The sequence below is a fragment of the Klebsiella sp. 141240 genome (assembly GCF_050600805.1).
GTDB lineage: Bacteria > Pseudomonadota > Gammaproteobacteria > Enterobacterales > Enterobacteriaceae > Klebsiella > Klebsiella aerogenes.
Map to the genome: position 1 here is coordinate 21515 of NZ_JAQIRK010000010.1, position 16461 is coordinate 37975.

General features: G+C 54.2%; 17 protein-coding genes. 7 read left to right on the top strand and 10 right to left on the bottom strand.

Features of this window, described 5'->3' with window-relative positions; genetic code table 11:
- Nucleotides 1–30: 30 nt before the first annotated feature.
- Together PGQ95_RS17240 and PGQ95_RS17245 are read right to left on the bottom strand one after the other, a co-directional pair.
- Entirely contained in the window at nt 31–717 is a 687-nt protein-coding gene (locus tag PGQ95_RS17240; RefSeq protein WP_087859214.1) for a fimbrial biogenesis chaperone, read from the bottom strand.
- Nucleotides 718–773: 56 nt separating this feature from the next.
- On the bottom strand, nt 774–1337 hold the full coding sequence (locus tag PGQ95_RS17245) for a fimbrial protein (protein ID WP_113374738.1): 564 nt from the start codon (nt 1335–1337) through the stop codon (nt 774–776).
- A gap of 501 nt (nt 1338–1838) precedes the next feature.
- Here PGQ95_RS17245 and PGQ95_RS17250 point away from each other — a divergent pair.
- Nucleotides 1839–2396, top strand: coding sequence for a winged helix-turn-helix domain-containing protein (locus PGQ95_RS17250; RefSeq protein WP_087859212.1), 558 nt, complete (start codon nt 1839–1841; stop codon nt 2394–2396).
- A gap of 164 nt (nt 2397–2560) precedes the next feature.
- On the opposite strand, the gene epmB is transcribed toward PGQ95_RS17250, so the two are convergent.
- Entirely contained in the window at nt 2561–3592 is a 1032-nt protein-coding gene (gene epmB, locus PGQ95_RS17255) for an EF-P beta-lysylation protein EpmB (protein ID WP_113374739.1), read from the bottom strand.
- Nucleotides 3593–3634: 42 nt separating this feature from the next.
- On the opposite strand from epmB, the gene efp reads away from it, so the two are divergent.
- The 4 genes from efp (at nt 3635) to sugE (ending at nt 5151) form a co-directional block, all read left to right on the top strand.
- On the top strand, nt 3635–4201 hold the full coding sequence (gene efp / locus PGQ95_RS17260; protein ID WP_003855940.1) for an elongation factor P: 567 nt from the start codon (nt 3635–3637) through the stop codon (nt 4199–4201).
- Between the two features lie 64 nt (nt 4202–4265).
- Nucleotides 4266–4397 carry an entericidin A/B family lipoprotein gene (locus PGQ95_RS17265; RefSeq protein ID WP_087859224.1) on the top strand — a complete coding sequence of 44 codons (132 nt, stop codon included), beginning with the start codon at nt 4266–4268 and terminating at the stop codon, nt 4395–4397.
- Between the two features lie 151 nt (nt 4398–4548).
- On the top strand, nt 4549–4695 hold the full coding sequence (gene ecnB / locus PGQ95_RS17270; protein ID WP_015368653.1) for a lipoprotein toxin entericidin B: 147 nt from the start codon (nt 4549–4551) through the stop codon (nt 4693–4695).
- Nucleotides 4696–4833: 138 nt separating this feature from the next.
- Nucleotides 4834–5151 carry a quaternary ammonium compound efflux SMR transporter SugE gene (sugE, locus tag PGQ95_RS17275; protein WP_015368652.1) on the top strand — a complete coding sequence of 106 codons (318 nt, stop codon included), beginning with the start codon at nt 4834–4836 and terminating at the stop codon, nt 5149–5151.
- On the opposite strand, the gene PGQ95_RS17280 is transcribed toward sugE, so the two are convergent.
- The 5 genes from PGQ95_RS17280 to frdA all read right to left on the bottom strand — a co-directional run bounded on the left by PGQ95_RS17280 (nt 5148) and on the right by frdA (nt 9085).
- Complete coding sequence (locus PGQ95_RS17280) at nt 5148–5678, bottom strand: lipocalin family protein (protein ID WP_047046300.1); 531 nt, start codon at nt 5676–5678, stop codon at nt 5148–5150. The two genes, sugE and PGQ95_RS17280, sit on opposite strands and share 4 nt — an antisense overlap.
- A 113-nt stretch (nt 5679–5791) precedes the next feature.
- The gene (frdD, locus tag PGQ95_RS17285; protein WP_015368650.1) at nt 5792–6151 is read right to left on the bottom strand and encodes a fumarate reductase subunit FrdD; all 360 of its coding nucleotides are present in this window, start codon (nt 6149–6151) and stop codon (nt 5792–5794) included.
- Between the two features lie 10 nt (nt 6152–6161).
- A complete protein-coding gene (gene frdC, locus PGQ95_RS17290) occupies nt 6162–6557 on the bottom strand; it encodes a fumarate reductase subunit FrdC (protein ID WP_045362549.1) in 396 nt (131 codons plus the stop codon).
- A 10-nt stretch (nt 6558–6567) separates the two neighbouring features.
- A complete protein-coding gene (locus PGQ95_RS17295; RefSeq protein ID WP_430918835.1) occupies nt 6568–7302 on the bottom strand; it encodes a succinate dehydrogenase/fumarate reductase iron-sulfur subunit in 735 nt (244 codons plus the stop codon).
- On the bottom strand, nt 7295–9085 hold the full coding sequence (frdA, locus tag PGQ95_RS17300) for a fumarate reductase (quinol) flavoprotein subunit (protein ID WP_430918837.1): 1791 nt from the start codon (nt 9083–9085) through the stop codon (nt 7295–7297). Before frdA ends, PGQ95_RS17295 begins: the two co-directional genes overlap by 8 nt.
- Nucleotides 9086–9362: 277 nt before the next feature.
- Here frdA and epmA point away from each other — a divergent pair, with 277 nt between their 5' ends.
- Together epmA and yjeM are read left to right on the top strand one after the other, a co-directional pair.
- On the top strand, nt 9363–10340 hold the full coding sequence (gene epmA / locus PGQ95_RS17305; RefSeq protein ID WP_015368646.1) for an elongation factor P--(R)-beta-lysine ligase: 978 nt from the start codon (nt 9363–9365) through the stop codon (nt 10338–10340).
- Between the two features lie 202 nt (nt 10341–10542).
- Nucleotides 10543–12045 (top strand): glutamate/gamma-aminobutyrate family transporter YjeM, encoded by a 1503-nt coding sequence (gene yjeM, locus PGQ95_RS17310; protein WP_087859208.1) that lies wholly within the window; start codon nt 10543–10545, stop codon nt 12043–12045.
- A 43-nt stretch (nt 12046–12088) separates the two neighbouring features.
- Here yjeM and mscM read toward each other — a convergent pair whose 3' ends face one another.
- The gene (mscM, locus tag PGQ95_RS17315) at nt 12089–15415 is read right to left on the bottom strand and encodes a miniconductance mechanosensitive channel MscM (RefSeq protein WP_430918839.1); all 3327 of its coding nucleotides are present in this window, start codon (nt 15413–15415) and stop codon (nt 12089–12091) included.
- A 24-nt stretch (nt 15416–15439) separates the two neighbouring features.
- On the bottom strand, nt 15440–16402 hold the full coding sequence (asd, locus tag PGQ95_RS17320) for an archaetidylserine decarboxylase (protein WP_430918842.1): 963 nt from the start codon (nt 16400–16402) through the stop codon (nt 15440–15442).
- Nucleotides 16403–16461: the final 59 nt, after the last annotated feature.

Below are 16461 nucleotides of genomic sequence, written 5' to 3' on the forward strand. Positions count from 1 at the left end.
CATCCCTATAACGTTAATAAAAATTCCAAATTACAACGGTGATGAATAGAGCGATCCGGCCCCACCATAATCATTAACTATTTTCCATGTCACGCTTGATGCATTGACACTTTCCTTTAACGTGACTTCTTTTGTTTCCATCGGAGGGACGGTGTTTACTTCATTTTTTATTTCGGTGTTACCTATTTTTATTGTGTTGAAGTAATAGAAAAAAGGTGTCGGATTGTTAATGAACAATTTATTGCCTGATTTACGCCATTGGAGTTTTGCCGCTTCTGTATTTGGCTTCATATCAAACAGCGATTTTGGCCGGTATACCAGACGCATACGGTGGCGAACCGCTAGCTGAATCGTATTGTTTTTGGCATTGGTGTCATCAGCTGGCGGGATAGCCATAATATTGAAATAAAATATAGATTCTCGATCTGTTGGCGCAGTAACATTATTGGTTGAAAACAAACGCACGGTATTTTGCTGTTTTGCTTCGAGTCGGAATAGTGGCGGAGTCGCCGTGAAAGAGGGTATTTGCCCTTTTGGGGTCTCAATCCACGACTTAATTAAGTAAGGAATACCGTCTTTGTTCTCAATCTGCGCGGTGATTTCGCGAGCGCCCTCTTTGTAAAGATAGCGAGTTGACTCGATAACGATACCAGCATGTGCAATACCGCTAATCAATAAAAAAAAGGGAATGAAAAGTTTAAATAAGGTGCTTAACATAGCATTTCTCTAAACGGAAAAAGGGCTCGCCAGACGGCGAGCCCTCTAAAATAGAATTAGATGGTGTAATCGATAGTAAAGGTTGCAACGCCTTTAACCGGACCTTCGGTTACAGCAGTTGTGGCATTTACTTTCACATAACCAGCGTAGTAGTTCAGGGAAGTGACGGAACCGTCAGTGTAGGTTTCGGACATGGTTTGGGAACCATCGAAGGCTACGCGAGAACCATCGCTGACTTTCGCGATACCGATACCGATACCGGCAGCGCCGTCGTCAGCGGTGTTGTCCAGAATGGTCGCGTTGCTGCTGGTGGTACCAGTAACAGCAACAGTCAGGCCAGTTGCCGGATCTTTGCTGCCTTGGGCGCAATCAGAAACATCAAAACCAAACTTCTGGCTTTTGAAAAGGGTGTTTGCAGCCTGAGCGTTCGCTTCGCTGGTGGTAACAGAAGTCAGACGAACGATGCCGTTGTTCAGAGTACCAGTCGGGGTGACTACGCAAGAAGCGGAGGAATCATTGACTTCACCCAGAACGGTCACTTCAGCAGTGTTAGCGGCCATTGCCTGAGCACTCAGAACTGCAGATGCAGCAACCATTACAGCTACGATTGTTTTTTTCATTTATTTGTCCATGTATAAATACGTAATCCTTGAAATAGATATCGCTCTAATTGCTAATTATTGGTTGGTCTAATAATCCAATAATTGCCCCAAGAACTACACTATCCCATCTCTGTACTCCTTGTTGTCCCTTACGCTAATAAGCAGGTGTTAGCCTGCATTTAGCTTAAGACGGGAGCACTGAGGAATCTAATTCGCCGTTGGTGAAAATGCATGTGAATTTTAATTGAATAATCTTTTTAATGACTAAAGGAACGATTCACATTTTTATTCGAACTATAAGTGATAGCGTTGATTCGATGAATGTTGTGCGGTATCTCTGGCTTCCATTCAGTTTAAATATCATGTTAGTCTTATCTTTGATGCAAAATCGAGACTCAATGATTGATATGTGAAGCCATCTAATAGCAGGCCTGTTCAAGGCTATTCGCGCAACATTAAAGATGGGATTTCATTAATTTCATGTTTATTTCACATAGCTAATGAAAAAGGGAAGACATTATGGCATTTAGTGAATTCATCATTAATGATGAAGTTATTTTTGACGTGAATATGAGTGAGTTGCGAACTGTTAATGAAAATGGCACTACCGTTAACTTAAATGGACCAACGGCGCGTTGTTTATTGTTGCTAATAGAAAGTAATGGCAGGATCATTTCACGTGAGGAATTTCTGGAAACTGTCTGGAAAACAAGGGGGGTAATAGTTGCGCAAAACACGTTTTATCAAAATATCTCATTGCTCAGAAAATCACTGGTAAAGGCCGGACTATCTCAGGATATCATTATTACCGTCAGGCAGCGCGGGTTTATCCTTGCCACGGATGCGGTAATCACTCCAGTTACCACAACGCAAGAGATAATAGCGAGCCCATCAACGAATGTAGATGATTCTGCAAGTGATAGGGAGAGCATAGAGAGCGAAATGTACGAAGTTAAAAATACCGTTAATGCTAATCGAAGCGAAAGTCGCAGAGGAACTACGTTTAAATTACCTAAATGGATCGTGGTGATGTTTATTGTTATGGTCGCAACTAATATACTTTCACTGCTTTTTTAGATGCTCTATTAGCGCATCATTTAATAGATACGCGTATATATAATTATAAATGTTAAGCAAACACCGCTTTCTGGATAACGCTGGTGAAAAATGTTATATCTTTTATTTGCCAGGCGAACATACTTGTCATTTAAGTATCTGCCGGACAGGGCCGGCAGAAAAACTTAGTTTTGTTGCTTTAAACCTAAATCCAGCGGCGTTTTACTCGGTTCGCCGCCGATTTCACGTGCCAGCCTTGGCACCATATATCCGGATACCAGCGTTAATAGCTTACGCATGATTGCCCGGGCCTCCTCGTCTTCGACCATGAAGTGGGCTGCGCCCTGGACTTTATCAAGCACGTGCAGGTAGTAGGGCATCACCCCGGCATCGAACAGCGCGTTGCTGAGGTCCGCCAGGGTTTGTGCGTTGTCGTTAACGCCGCGCAGCAGGACGCTTTGGTTGAGCAGCGTCACGCGCGCTTGCCGTAGCAGCGCCATTGCCGCCCGAAATTCCGGGCCGATCTCATTGGCATGATTGATATGGTTAACCAACAGGATCTGCAGCGAGGAGGCGTTAAAGCGAGCCGCCAGCCCTTCGGTGATCCGCGCCGGAATGACAATCGGCAAGCGGCTATGGATGCGTAACCGTTTAATATGCGGGATAGCTTCCAGTTGCGTCAGTAACCAATCCAGTTCGTGGTCTTTGGCCATCAACGGATCGCCGCCGGAAAAAATAATTTCATCAAGCTGTGGATTGGCGGCAATGTACTCGAGCGCTGCCTGCCAGTTGCGTTTATTGCCCTGGTTCTCGGCATAGGGGAAGTGGCGGCGGAAGCAGTAGCGGCAGTTGACCGCACAGCCTCCTTTCACCAGCAATAGCGCCCGGTTGCTATATTTATGCAGCAGGCCTGGTACAACGCTGTGTTGTTCTTCCAGCGGATCGGTGGAAAAACCAGGGGCGGCAACAAACTCTTCTTGTGCGGTAAGTACCTGACGAAGAAGGGGATCGTTTGGGTTGCCCTTTTCCATACGTGCAATAAACGCGCGCGGTACGCGCAGCGCGAAGAGACGCTTCGCATCACGTCCCGCCAATAGGTTTGCATCTGTTTCCAGATCTAAAAGATGCAATAGTTCATCGGGACTGGTCACAACATCGGCAAGTTGCGTGATCCAATCTTCTCTGGATGGGGTATTTAGGGTTACAATATGCGCCATTTTGTGGCTTAGCTACCAAGTTAAACAATTTCAGAGGGCCTTATGGCGACTTACTATAGCAACGATTTTCGTGCTGGTCTTAAAATCATGATGGATGGTGAACCGTATGCGGTTGAAGCCAGTGAATTCGTTAAACCAGGTAAAGGTCAGGCATTCGCACGCGTTAAGCTGCGTCGCCTGCTGACCGGCACCCGTGTAGAAAAAACGTTCAAGTCCACCGACTCTGCAGAAGGCGCGGACGTTGTCGATATGAACCTGACTTACCTGTACAACGATGGTGAGTTCTGGCACTTCATGAACAACGAAACCTTCGAACAGCTGTCCGCTGATGCTAAAGCTATCGGCGACAACGCGAAATGGCTGCTGGATCAGGCTGAGTGCATCGTGACCCTGTGGAACGGTCAGCCTATCGCTGTCACGCCGCCGAACTTCGTTGAACTGGAAATCGTTGAAACCGATCCAGGTCTGAAAGGCGACACCGCAGGTACTGGCGGCAAGCCGGCGACTCTGTCCACTGGCGCTGTGGTTAAAGTTCCGCTGTTCGTTCAGATTGGCGAAGTCATCAAAGTAGATACCCGCTCCGGCGAATACGTATCTCGCGTGAAGTAATTCATGCTGTGAGACGGTGGGCGCAGCCATGCTGCTGCGCCTCCAGTTTCATGTCAGGATTAACATGAACCGGACGCTCAAATTTCTCATATTGCTGCTGCTCAGCGGCGCGCTGCTTACTGGATGTAATACCGCCCGCGGTTTTGGCGAAGATATCCAGGGGTTAGGGCACGCGATTTCTCACGCCGTCAGCTAGTCTCATTTCATCTGCCTTCCCTGCAATTCATTTTGCGCAGTTCAGCCTGAACCTCTTTTTCTCTTAAAAAACGCGACTATCCCTTCATTTTGAATCAGTTTGGCTATGCTTATAGGGCAAGAAAACAAAAACTGTTTATAAGGATGATATTATGGTGAAAAAAACGATTGCGGCGTTCTTTACTGTTTTGGTCCTTTCCTCCGTGCTCACCGCATGTAACACCACGCGTGGTATCGGTGAAGACATTTCTGACGGCGGCAGCGCTATCTCTGGTGCGGCGACCAAAGCTCAGAATTAAACATTACCGGTACGGCCTCGCGCCGTACCGGTCTTCACATTCACGGCGCCGTTGTTTATAATCCCGGCGTTTTCAACCACCTTGCGGGACGACCCGTGAGCGTATCTCATTCGGGGACGGCCCCATTACTGGAGCCATATGTCCTGGATCATTCTCTTTATCGCCGGTTTGCTGGAAGTCGTGTGGGCCGTCGGCCTCAAATACACCCATGGGTTTAGCCGTCTGCTGCCAAGCGTGATTACCATCGCCGCTATGGTCGTCAGTATGGCGCTGCTATCGTGGGCGATGAAATCACTGCCGGTGGGTACCGCCTATGCGGTGTGGACCGGGATCGGCGCCGTAGGCGCAGCGATAACCGGCATCGTGCTGCTGGGTGAATCCGCAAGCCCGATGCGTATCGCAAGCCTGGCTTGTATTGTCATCGGCATTATCGGGCTGAAAATCAGCGCACATTAATAGCGCTGGTTAACCCAAATCAGTTTGCTCACGTCGAAGCCCTGCCGGGTGGCGATATCCAGCATCTGCTGTTTTACCTGCGGCGAAATCTTCGGCGTACGCGCCAGTAGCCACAGGTAATCGCGATCCGGCCCGCAAACCAGCGCATGGCGGTACTCTTTATCCAGCGCAATCACGTTGTAGCCGCCATAGAAAGGGCCGAAGAACGAGACTTTTAGCGCCGCGCGGTTCGGATCGCCGGTGAACCAGGCCACGCCGTCTGTTTTCTGCCAGATGCCGCGGTCAGGGTTATAACCTTTATTGACCACATCAATGCCGCCATCGCCGCGCAGGCTGTAAGTCGCCGTAACCTTTTCCAGTCCGCTTTCGAAATGATGATCGAAGCGGGCTATTTCATACCAGGTGCCGAGGAAGCGTTGGCTTTCGAATGGGCTGACCACGGTCACGCCAGCGGGAGGAACGGGATTGCTGCACGCAACGCTCAGCAACGACGCGATAACCACGGTTAACACTGGCAGCAGACGCATAGGTACCTTCCTTACCGCTTTTTCTCTAAGTGTAGATAGCGGCAGGAAAAAAGTAGGGAGATTTTGTCGATAAGCGAGCCCGGTAACAGATTGCTACCGGGCGAGATGTCGCATCAGATAAATAACACGCCGACCAGGGTAACGACGGTTAAAATCGCCGCCAGGCCATAGAAGACCCATTTGCCGTTCGGTACGTGGATTTTCAGATCATGCATCGCATGGTGGATACGGTGCAGGCCGCACCACAGCGGCAGAACAATCATCAGAAAGATGAAAAGGCGGCCGATGAAGCTATGGGCGAAGGCGTAAACGCGTTCGTAGCTGAAAGCATCGCCAGGGGCGAGTCCCAGCGGCAGCAGAATGCCGACCAGTAGCACCATCACCGGCGCGATAATCGCCCCCCACATGCCGCCTGCGCCAAACAGCCCCCAGAACACCGGTTCATCGGAACGTTTTGGATTGGGATTAATCATATCAGCCTCCTTACCAGAACAACGCGACAAACAGGATCACGATGCTAACCAGCGCCGTTACCGCCCACAGCCCTTTAATCAGCGGCTCAGGCCCCATTTTCTCGCCTTTAATAATGATGTTGGCGGCTTTCGGCGCCAGCTCAAACCAGGTTTTGGTGTGCAGCAGCGCCGCTGCCAGGGTGATCAGGTTGAGGATCACCACAATCGGGTTTTGCAGGAATGCCACATAGCCATCCCAGCTTTCGGCGCCGTGCTTAAGGGCGAACAGGCCGTAAATCAGCACGATGCTGAACCAGACCGTCGGCACCGCCGTCCCTTCACGCAGCATATAGAAGCGATAAAATGGCAGCTTCTTCCACCAGGTGGAGGTCATGGGCCGCACGTAGGGTTTGCGTTTAGTCGTCATAGTGCACTCCTTAGCGTGGTTTCAGGGTGGCGATCAGGAAGTCTTTCGAACTTTCTACCTTGCCCTGCTGAATGGCGGCCGCCGGATCGACATGCTTCGGGCAAACTTCGGAGCAGAAGCCGACAAACGTACAGCTCCACACGCCGTTCTGGCCGTTAAGCTGCGCCATACGTTCCTTTTTGCCGTGGTCGCGGCTGTCTTCGTTGTAGCGATGGGCGAGGGTGATCGCCGCCGGGCCGATGAACTCCGGGTTCAGACCAAATTGCGGACAGGCGGCATAGCACAAACCGCAGTTGATGCAGCCGGAGAACTGATGGTATTTCGCCATCTGCGCGGGAGTCTGCTTATTCGGCCCCTGCTCCGGCGTGCGGTTATTTCCGATGATATACGGCTTAATCGCTTCCAGACTTTCGATAAAGTGGGTCATATCGACCACCAGATCGCGCTCGATCGGGAAGTTGGCCAGCGCTTCTACCTTCAACCCTTTGGTATAGTCGCGCAGGAAGGTTTTACAGGCCAGTTTTGGCACCTTGTTGACCATCATGCCGCAAGAACCGCAGATCGCCATGCGGCACGACCAGCGGTAGCTTAAATCCGGCGCGAGGTTGTCTTTGATATAGCCCAGCGCGTCGAGCAGCGAGGTTTGTTCGTCGTAGGGGACTTCATAGAAAGCGCTGTGCGGCGCGGTATCGACTTCCGGGTTGTAGCGCACCACTTCAATTTTCAGTTTGTTCATGTCAGCCATGGGTCGTCTCCTTCTTCTCAGCGGCTTCCGCTTCGGCGCCATACACGCGTTTAGCCGGCGGCAGAGTGGTGATCTTCACATCGCCATACTCCAGACGCGTGCTGCCGTCGGCCTCACGGAAGGCCAGCGTATGCTTGAGGAAATTGACGTCGTCGCGTTCAGTACAGCCTTCATCGAGACGTTGGTGAGCGCCGCGGGACTCTTTACGCGCGATAGCGGAGTGCGCCATACATTCGGCGACGTTGAGACCATGGCCCAGCTCAATGGTGTAGAGCAGGTCGGTATTGAATACGCTGGAGGTGTCGGTGATACGCACGCGCTTAAAGCGCTCCTGCAGCTCGGACAGCTTATCGATGGTTTTTTGCATCAGCTCCGGCGTGCGATAGATACCGCAGCCTTCTTCCATCGACATACCCATTTCATCGCGGATTTTGGCCCAGTTTTCATTGCCTTGCTGGTTAACGAGGTCTTTAAGACGGTTTTCAACGTCGTTGACCTGCGCATCCAGCGCCGCGTTGTTAGCTTCGCCCGCGGCCATCGCGCGCTGCATGGCTTGCTCACCGGCAAGGCGGCCAAAGACCACCAGCTCGGCAAGCGAGTTGGATCCCAGACGGTTGGCGCCATGGAGACCGACGGAGGAACATTCGCCGACGGCGAACAGGCCCTTGATGCGGGTTTCGCACTGCTGGTCAGTTTCGATGCCTCCCATCGTGTAGTGGGCGGTCGGACGCACCGGAATGGGCTCTTTTACCGGATCGACGCCGACATAGGCTTTCGCCAGTTCGCAGATGAACGGTAGGCGTTCAAGCAGTTTCTTCTCGCCAAGATGGCGCAGGTCGAGATAAACCACGTCGCCGCGCGGCGTCGAAATGGTGTTGCCTTTGCGCCACTCGTGCCAGAAGGCCTGAGAGACTTTATCGCGCGGGCCGAGTTCCATGTATTTGTTTTTCGGCTCGCCGAGCGGCGTTTCCGGCCCCATACCGTAATCCTGCAGGTAGCGGTAGCCGTTTTTATTCACCAGAATACCGCCTTCGCCGCGGCAGCCTTCGGTCATCAGGATCCCCGAACCCGGCAGGCCGGTTGGGTGATACTGGACGAACTCCATGTCGCGCAGCGGGACGCCGTGGCCCAGCGCCATGCCCATGCCATCGCCGGTGACGATGCCGCCGTTGGTGTTATAGCGATAGACGCGGCCAGCGCCGCCGGTAGCCATGACGACCGCATTGGCGCGAATTTGCACCAGCGTGCCTTCCATCATATTCATTGCCACCAGGCCGCGGGCCTGGCCGTCATCGACGAGAATATCCAGCACGAAGTGCTCGTCGAAACGTTGAATTTGCGGGAACTGGAGGGAGGTCTGGAAGAGGGTATGCAGCATATGGAAGCCGGTTTTATCGGCGGCGAACCATGTACGTTCGATTTTCATCCCGCCGAAGCGGCGAACGTTGACGCTGCCGTCCGGGCGGCGGCTCCACGGGCAGCCCCACAGCTCAAGCTGGGTCATTTCCGTGGGGCAGTGGTGTACGAAATAGTCTACGACATCCTGTTCACAGAGCCAGTCGCCGCCGGCGACGGTGTCGTGAAAATGGTATTCAAAGCTATCGTGATCCTGCGCGACCGCCGCAGAACCGCCTTCGGCGGCGACGGTATGGCTACGCATTGGATAGACTTTTGAAATCAGTGCGATTTTGGCTTTTGGATTAGCCTGCGCAGCGGCGATGGCTGCGCGAAGACCTGCTCCGCCTGCGCCAATGACGACAAGATCGGCTTGAAAAGTTTGCACGACATTCCTCCAGTTTTTGTGTATTTCGCCGCCGGGCTGGCGAAAAAGTATCACTGCTCCTTTATAGGTAAATGAGTATAGCCATAGGGATGTTGGGGAAAATTGACGCGTTCGATTTTTTTATCAATCCGTGCGCTGATTTATCAATTTTATTTATGCAAGTAAGTTAGCAATAAATTATCAGGATGTAATATCGCCGCCGGATTGCACAAAATTTGTTTCACTCGACGGTTGCGAGTAGACTTCGTGCCCTTGTATGAAATCGGAGAAAAGTACCATGAGCGAGACGGCAACCTGGCAGCCGAGCGCATCCATTCCAAATCTGTTAAAACGTGCGGCTGTAATGGCGGAAATTCGCCGTTTCTTTACCGACCGCGGCGTGCTGGAGGTGGAAACGCCTTGTATGAGTCAGGCAACGGTGACCGATATCCACATGTTCCCGTTTGAAACCCGTTTCGTCGGCCCCGGCCACTCTCAGGGTCTGAATCTGTATCTGATGACCAGCCCGGAATACCACATGAAGCGGCTGCTGGCCGCCGGATGCGGGCCGGTTTTCCAACTGTGCCGTAGCTTTCGCAATGAAGAGATGGGCCGCCACCACAACCCAGAGTTCACCATGCTGGAGTGGTACCGTCCCTGCTACGACATGTACCGTCTGATTAACGAAGTTGACGATTTACTGCAGCAGGTGCTCGAGTGCCAGCCTGCAGAAAGCCTCTCTTATCAACAGGCCTTCCAGCGCTATCTGGAGATCGATCCGCTGTCGGCAGACAAAACCCAGCTGCGTGAAGTGGCGGCAAAGCTCGATCTCAGCAATATCGCTGATACGGAAGAAGATCGCGATACGCTGTTGCAGCTGCTGTTCGCCATGGGTGTAGAGCCGCACATCGGTAAAGAACGTCCGACTTTCGTCTATCACTTCCCGGCAAGCCAGGCGTCGCTTGCGCAGATCAGCACCGAAGATCACCGCGTCGCCGAGCGCTTTGAGGTCTACTACAAGGGGATGGAGCTGGCGAACGGCTTCCACGAGCTGACCGACGCACGCGAACAACAGCAGCGTTTTGAGCAGGACAACCGCAAACGTGCGGCCCGCGGCCTGCCGGAGCAGCCCATCGACTATAACCTGCTGGCCGCGCTGGAAGCCGGACTGCCGGATTGTTCCGGCGTCGCGCTGGGTGTAGACCGCCTGGTGATGCTGGCGTTAGGTGTAGAGACCATCGGCGAAGTGATCTCATTCACCGTCGATCGCGCCTGATTAATTACGCTTCCCTTTCATGAGGAGAGGGAAGCCGTTTCCCGCCGTTAGCGTTATCCCCTTCATTCAAAGATTTTTACAGTTCTCTCCGCTGCATTAGCCCTAATAACCACAATTTCAAACTGGATTATTGCTAGGATCTGCGTTCAATTTCTGCTTACCTGGCGACGTTGTTCGGCGACGCTCACGTTTGGATCGATTTATGCCTCAACAAATCAAGAAGATGAGCCTGATTGGGCTGATATTAATGATCTTCACTTCGGTGTTTGGCTTTGCCAACAGCCCTTCGGCGTTTTATCTGATGGGTTATAGCGCAATGCCGTTTTATCTTTTCTCGGCGCTGTTTTTCTTTATTCCTTTTGCCTTAATGATGGCGGAGATGGGCTCGGCCTATCGTAAGGAAGAGGGCGGGATCTATTCGTGGATGAACCGTAGCGTCGGGCCGCGCTTTGCATTTATTGGCACCTTTATGTGGTTTTCATCCTATGTGGTGTGGATGGTCAGTACCGCGGCGAAAATTTGGGTCCCGTTTTCGACCTTTCTCTTCGGCGCGGATAAAACCCAGAGCTGGGCTTTTGCCGGCTTAACCTCGACGCAAACCGTCGGCGTACTGGCCGCCTGTTGGATGGTGCTGGTGACGCTGGTGGCGGCGAAAGGGATAAATAAGATTGCCAAAATTACCGCCGTGGGCGGCATCGCGGTGATGTGCCTTAATCTGGTACTGCTGCTGGTGAGCGGGGCGATTCTGCTGCTGAACGGCGGCCATTTCGCACAATCGCTGGATTTCACCGCGTCGCCGAACCCGGGATATCAATCCGGGCTGGCGATGCTGTCTTTCGTGGTGTTCGCCATTTTCGCCTATGGCGGGATTGAAGCGGTTGGCGGGCTGGTGGATAAAACCGAGAAGCCGGAAAAGAACTTTGCCAAAGGCATTATTATCGCCGCGCTGGTGATTTCGATCGGTTACTCGCTGGCTATTGTGCTGTGGGGCGTCAGCGCCAACTGGCAGCAGGTCTTGAGCAACCACAGTACCAACCTTGGCAATATCACCTACGTGTTGATGACCAGCCTCGGCGCGACGCTTGGACAAGCGCTTCATCTGTCGCCGCAGGCGGCGGCGCTGACCGGCGTATGGTTTGCGCGCATTACCGGGCTGTCGATGTTCCTTGCCTATACCGGCGCATTCTTCACCCTGAGCTATTCGCCGCTGAAGGCGATCATTCAGGGGACGCCGAAAGCGCTGTGGCCGACGATGATGACCAAAGTTAACGCTAACGGCATGCCGGCTAACGCCATGTGGCTGCAGTGTCTGCTGGTGAGTCTGTTTATTTTGCTGGTCTCTTTCGGCGGCGATACCGCTTCAGCGTTTTATAACAAGCTAACGCTGATGGCTAACGTCTCGATGACCTTGCCGTATCTGTTCCTGGCGATCGCGTTCCCGTTCTTTAAGGCCAAAGCCGATCTCGATCGTCCATTTGTGATGTTTAAAAGCCGGGTGAGCACGCTGCTGGCGACGACGATAGTGGTACTGGTGGTAGCGTTCGCCAATATCTTTACCGTTATTCAGCCGGTGATGGATTCCGGTGACTGGAACAGTACGCTGTGGATGGTCGGCGGGCCGATTTTCTTCTCGCTGTTGGCACTAGGGATCTACGAGAACTATCGTCAGAGAACGGCGGTACAGGTAGCGCTGGCGGAGGGTTAAGAAAGAGAATGCCCGGTGAAGCGCTCACCGGGCTAGTTAGTGCTTACAAACTTCCTGGCGTACGGCTGCTTTTACCCGCTGAGTTCAGCGGCTGGCTGCTGCGCAGACCATCCAGGCTTTCCAGGCGCATCTGGAACGGTGGGAACGGCATGTCGATGCCGTGTGCGCGGTAACCCGCCAGAATCAGCTGATGCAGCTCATGACGCAGCGGCATACGGTGACCCATCTCGGCGGCGTAAATACGCAGCTCGAAAATCTGAATCCCCTGCTGCAGGTCAACGAGAAACGCTTCCGGCGCCGGGGTATCAATCACCAGCGAGCAGCGATGAGCGGCGGTCAACAGAATCTGCGTGACCTCTTCCGTATTGGCCTCCGCGGGCGCCGGGATAGTCAACACCACGCGAGTGACCGAATCCGACAGCGACCAGTTGATGAACTGTTCGGTGATGAACGCTTTGTTCGGCACGATGATTTCTTTACGGTCCCAGTCGCTGATGGTGGTGGCGCGGGTATTAATTTTCGTCACGCTACCGGTCAGGCTGCGGATAGTGACCGTATCGCCGATACGGATCGGTTTTTCAAACAGGATGATCAGGCCGGAGATAAAGTTGGCGAAAATTTCCTGTAGACCAAAACCAAGACCGACGCTGAGCGCCGCCACCAGCCACTGCAGTTTCGACCACTCAATACCAATCATCGAGAAGCCGACCAGCCCGCCAATTAGCATCAACAGATATTTGGTGATGGTGGTGATGGCGTAGCCGGTACCCGGCGTCAAATCCAGATGTTGCAGAATCGCCAGCTCCAGCAGCGCCGGGAGATTGCGCACCAGCTGGGTGGTGATAATCAGCACCAGAATGGCGATCAGGACGGCGCCAAGAGTAATGGGTTCAAGACTTTCGACGCCCTGTACCGTGGAGGTCACATCCCATAGCGAGATATTTTCGAGGAAGCCGAATGCCGAGTGAATTTCCGACCACAGAATAATCACCGACAGCAGGGCGATTAGCATCAGCAGCGAGCGGACCAGGCGCAGGGACTGGGTACTGATGGCGTCGAGGTCGACTTCGCTGACTTCCGCTTCGACCGAACCTTCGGTGCTGGTGGAGTGGGCGGTATCTTCTTCGCCGCGGGCGCGCTGGGCGAGGATTTCCGCACGGCGGTGTTTGGCGCGATCGAAGGCCAGACGCCGACGCTGAATCAACATCCAACGGCGAATAATATGGTAAACCACCAACAGCAGGAACCAGATGGCGACCGAGGTTTCCAGTCGCGCCAGTAGCGCCTGCGAGGTGGCAAGATAGCCCACCGCCGCCGCCAGCATCGCGATCAGCGGCGCGCCGAGCAGCAGGTTCCACAGCAGACGGTTCACCATGTTCTCGCCGTCGCCTGCTTTATCAAGATACAGCGGGATCCCGGCGTGCTTCAGGCTCAAGGTAACCAGCGCCAGCGCGCCGCATATCAGCATGAAGCACAGGCGGCCCAGAGAGGCCGAGAATTCACGGTCGTTGAGATTATCGAACATGATCAGCGCCATAATCAGCGGTACGATCAACCCGATGCTCATCAGATAGTAGCGCATGGCTTTGGCGACGCGGTTACGCGGCCAGCCGAAGTGGGCGATGAACAATCCATTCGGCCGGGCGAAGGTGGCGCAAATCATCACCACCCACAGCAGCGGCACGGTGGCGGTCACGCCGTCGCCAATGGCGACCGCCAGCGGGAAGGGCCAGGCCGCCTGCAATCCATAGCCGAGCGTCATCCACAATACCGGCAGCGGAGATGCCACCAGAATTGACCAGAACACGGTACGCAGCGTCAGCCAGAAGTGATCCTGCGTCACCTTGCCAATCCGCGCGCTGGAGCGCTCAAGGAAGCGGGTAAAGTGGCGTCGCGAATAGATACTGAAGCCCACCAGCACCAGCGCGCCAAACAGCGGGAACAGCGTCTCTTTGCTGGTCAGCATCATGACGCTGGCCTTGCCGAGCTGGTTGATGGTATCAAGCGAGATCAGACGACGCAGATCCTGCACCACTTCCAGCGGCCAGGAGAAGCCAATCGGGCTGACGTCCGAGGTCCAGAACAGATAGCGGTGGGTTGCTTCGTTAATCTCTTTCAGCGCGTCTTCTAACTGGCCGTTGGCGACTTTCAGTTTCGTCAGTTCGAGCAGCAAGGTATCGCCGCCGCGTAGAAGCGAGTTAAGCAGCTCGCTCTGGGTACGCAGCTGCGCCTGCAGGATGCGGTTTTGTTCCGCGGTGAGCGGCTCGCCGTCGGCCTGGCGAATCAGCCGTAGCTGCGCCTGCTTGCTGAGCAGGTCTTCGTAATGCAAGCGCTGTACGCGCAGCTGGGCCGTTTCAGTATCTAACTGCTGTGGGCGCGGGCGCTCCGGCAGACGGGCGACCTGGGCGCGTAGCGCTTCGCCGAGTAGATTCGATGATCCCAGCCACTGCGACTGTTCGCGCAGGGTGTTCAGCGCCTGGCGCACCTGGAGCGTTTGATTGGTTGCTTGCCGCTGCTGCGAGGCCACCAGATCCAGGCGCTGAACCTGCTGATTAAGCGCCTGCGATAGTTCGCGGTTAATTTTGAACTGGTCGGTGATCCCCGGCGGCAGGTTTTCGCTGTTTTCCGCCAGCAGCTCGGTGCTCTCCAGCGCCTTTTCCGCTTCGCATTGGCGCTGGCTGTTCTGCTGATTACGCAGCGCCTGCAGGTAGGCATCGAGCTGTTCGCTCTGTTTCTGCGCCAGCTCAGAGCGGATGCGCGACAGTTCCTGGCGGTTGTTAGCGGAGAGTTGGGCCAGATCCAGCTCGTCGACCAGCGCTTTCAGACGCGCGGATTCCGCCTGCAGACCGAGATTTTGCGCCTGCGCCAGCGGCGTATTGCCGGGCTGCGCGCCGACGCGACGTTCAATCTCATTAAGCTTGCGGCGGGCGTCGGTTTGCTGCTGTGGTAATTGATTAAGGGAGTCGGCGATTTCCCGCGCCCGATCCTGCTCCTGCTGCGCCTGGCGGCTGGCTTCCAGCAGTTGGCTGCTGACCTGCAGGATCTCCTGATTCAGCGCGTCGGCGGTGAGGGCGGTAGGTACCTGGTGCGGCGTTTCGCTGACATTCGCTAACTGAGCGCGGAGCGTTTGAAACAGTTTGGGGAAATTATCGATAACGTCCTGGTACTGGCGAGCGCGCTCAACGGAGGCGTTGCGCTCCTCCAGCGCATTCAGCGCGGCTTGCAGGACTTCGACGGTTTCAGGCTGGGCGGGTTTCGCCGCCTTCGCCTGTTCCAGTTCCTGGGTAATTTGTTTGACGTCAGGGGCCGTCGCTGCGTACGCCCCGAAGCTGAGGCTCAAGGCCAACAGAAAAGTGTATATCAGGCGCACGGCGTAACCCTTTGTCGTCCGGAATTAACCTTCGTCTTGTTTATCGTCAACCAGCGGGCTGGCGCGGTGTTCGGCGCGGATCTCTTCTTCCGGCAACGGCGCAGGTTCCACGGAGATATCAGCTTCTACGGACGTCGCCAGCGGTTCGCCGATTTTGGTGACTGACAGGCTTTGCAGTTGTTCAACCAGCTTCACCTGGCCTGGCGCAAACAGGTTAATCACCGTTGAGCCCAGCTTAAAGCGGCCCATCTCCTGGCCCTTCAGCAGCGCAACGGAGCCTTCGCTTTCGCCTGCAGGCCAGGTCCAGCGTTTAATAATACCTTCCCGCGGCGGCGTCACGGTGCCGGACCAGACGGTCTCGATGCTGCCAACAATCGTTGCGCCGACCAGAATCTGCGCCATTGGACCGAATTCAGTATCGAACAGGCAGATAACGCGCTCGTTGCGGGCAAACAGGTTCGGTACGTTTTGCGCCGTCAGGTGGTTGACCGAGAACAGATCGCCTGGGACATAGATCATCTCGCGCAGGATGCCGTTGCACGGCATATGCACGCGGTGATAGTCGCGCGGCGACAGATAAGTGGTGGCGAAGCTACCGTTACGGAACAGGTCGGCCATCTGGTAGTTACCCGCCAGCAGGGCCTCCAGGGTGTAATTGTGGCCTTTGGCCTGCAGAATTTTGTCATCTTCGATAGCGCCAAGCTGGCTGATAACGCCGTCAGCCGGCATTACCAGCACGTTGGGATCGGTGTTCAGCGGGCGAACATCGTCACGCAGCGGGCGGACGAAGAAGTCGTTGAAGGTGCGGTAAGCGGCAGTATCCGGCTTCTGCGCCTCTTTCATATCGACTTTGTAGTATTTGACGAACAGATCGATAACCAGTTTAGTCAGCCAGCCTGCTCGTTTACTTGCCCCCCAGCCTGCGAGGCGGGTGAGCCACAGTTTAGGCAGAATGTATTGCAGTGAGAGTTTAAACGAGTTTAACAAGGTAGCCTCCAGGCCGTTAATTGTCGTTCCTGACCCCGCTTTGGCGCGGGGTACTGAAA

What these genes read in the sequence shown, in the direction of transcription:
- PGQ95_RS17240 (WP_087859214.1), bottom strand. Translation starts at nt 717, where the DNA reads ATGTTAAGCACCTTATTTAAACTTTTCATTCCCTTTTTTTTATTGATT.
- PGQ95_RS17245 (WP_113374738.1), bottom strand. Translation starts at nt 1,337, where the DNA reads ATGAAAAAAACAATCGTAGCTGTAATGGTTGCTGCATCTGCAGTTCTG.
- PGQ95_RS17250 (WP_087859212.1), top strand. Translation starts at nt 1,839, where the DNA reads ATGGCATTTAGTGAATTCATCATTAATGATGAAGTTATTTTTGACGTG.
- epmB (WP_113374739.1), bottom strand. Translation starts at nt 3,592, where the DNA reads ATGGCGCATATTGTAACCCTAAATACCCCATCCAGAGAAGATTGGATC.
- efp (WP_003855940.1), top strand. Translation starts at nt 3,635, where the DNA reads ATGGCGACTTACTATAGCAACGATTTTCGTGCTGGTCTTAAAATCATG.
- PGQ95_RS17265 (WP_087859224.1), top strand. Translation starts at nt 4,266, where the DNA reads ATGAACCGGACGCTCAAATTTCTCATATTGCTGCTGCTCAGCGGCGCG.
- ecnB (WP_015368653.1), top strand. Translation starts at nt 4,549, where the DNA reads ATGGTGAAAAAAACGATTGCGGCGTTCTTTACTGTTTTGGTCCTTTCC.
- sugE (WP_015368652.1), top strand. Translation starts at nt 4,834, where the DNA reads ATGTCCTGGATCATTCTCTTTATCGCCGGTTTGCTGGAAGTCGTGTGG.
- PGQ95_RS17280 (WP_047046300.1), bottom strand. Translation starts at nt 5,678, where the DNA reads ATGCGTCTGCTGCCAGTGTTAACCGTGGTTATCGCGTCGTTGCTGAGC.
- frdD (WP_015368650.1), bottom strand. Translation starts at nt 6,151, where the DNA reads ATGATTAATCCCAATCCAAAACGTTCCGATGAACCGGTGTTCTGGGGG.
- frdC (WP_045362549.1), bottom strand. Translation starts at nt 6,557, where the DNA reads ATGACGACTAAACGCAAACCCTACGTGCGGCCCATGACCTCCACCTGG.
- PGQ95_RS17295 (WP_430918835.1), bottom strand. Translation starts at nt 7,302, where the DNA reads ATGGCTGACATGAACAAACTGAAAATTGAAGTGGTGCGCTACAACCCG.
- epmA (WP_015368646.1), top strand. Translation starts at nt 9,363, where the DNA reads ATGAGCGAGACGGCAACCTGGCAGCCGAGCGCATCCATTCCAAATCTG.
- yjeM (WP_087859208.1), top strand. Translation starts at nt 10,543, where the DNA reads ATGCCTCAACAAATCAAGAAGATGAGCCTGATTGGGCTGATATTAATG.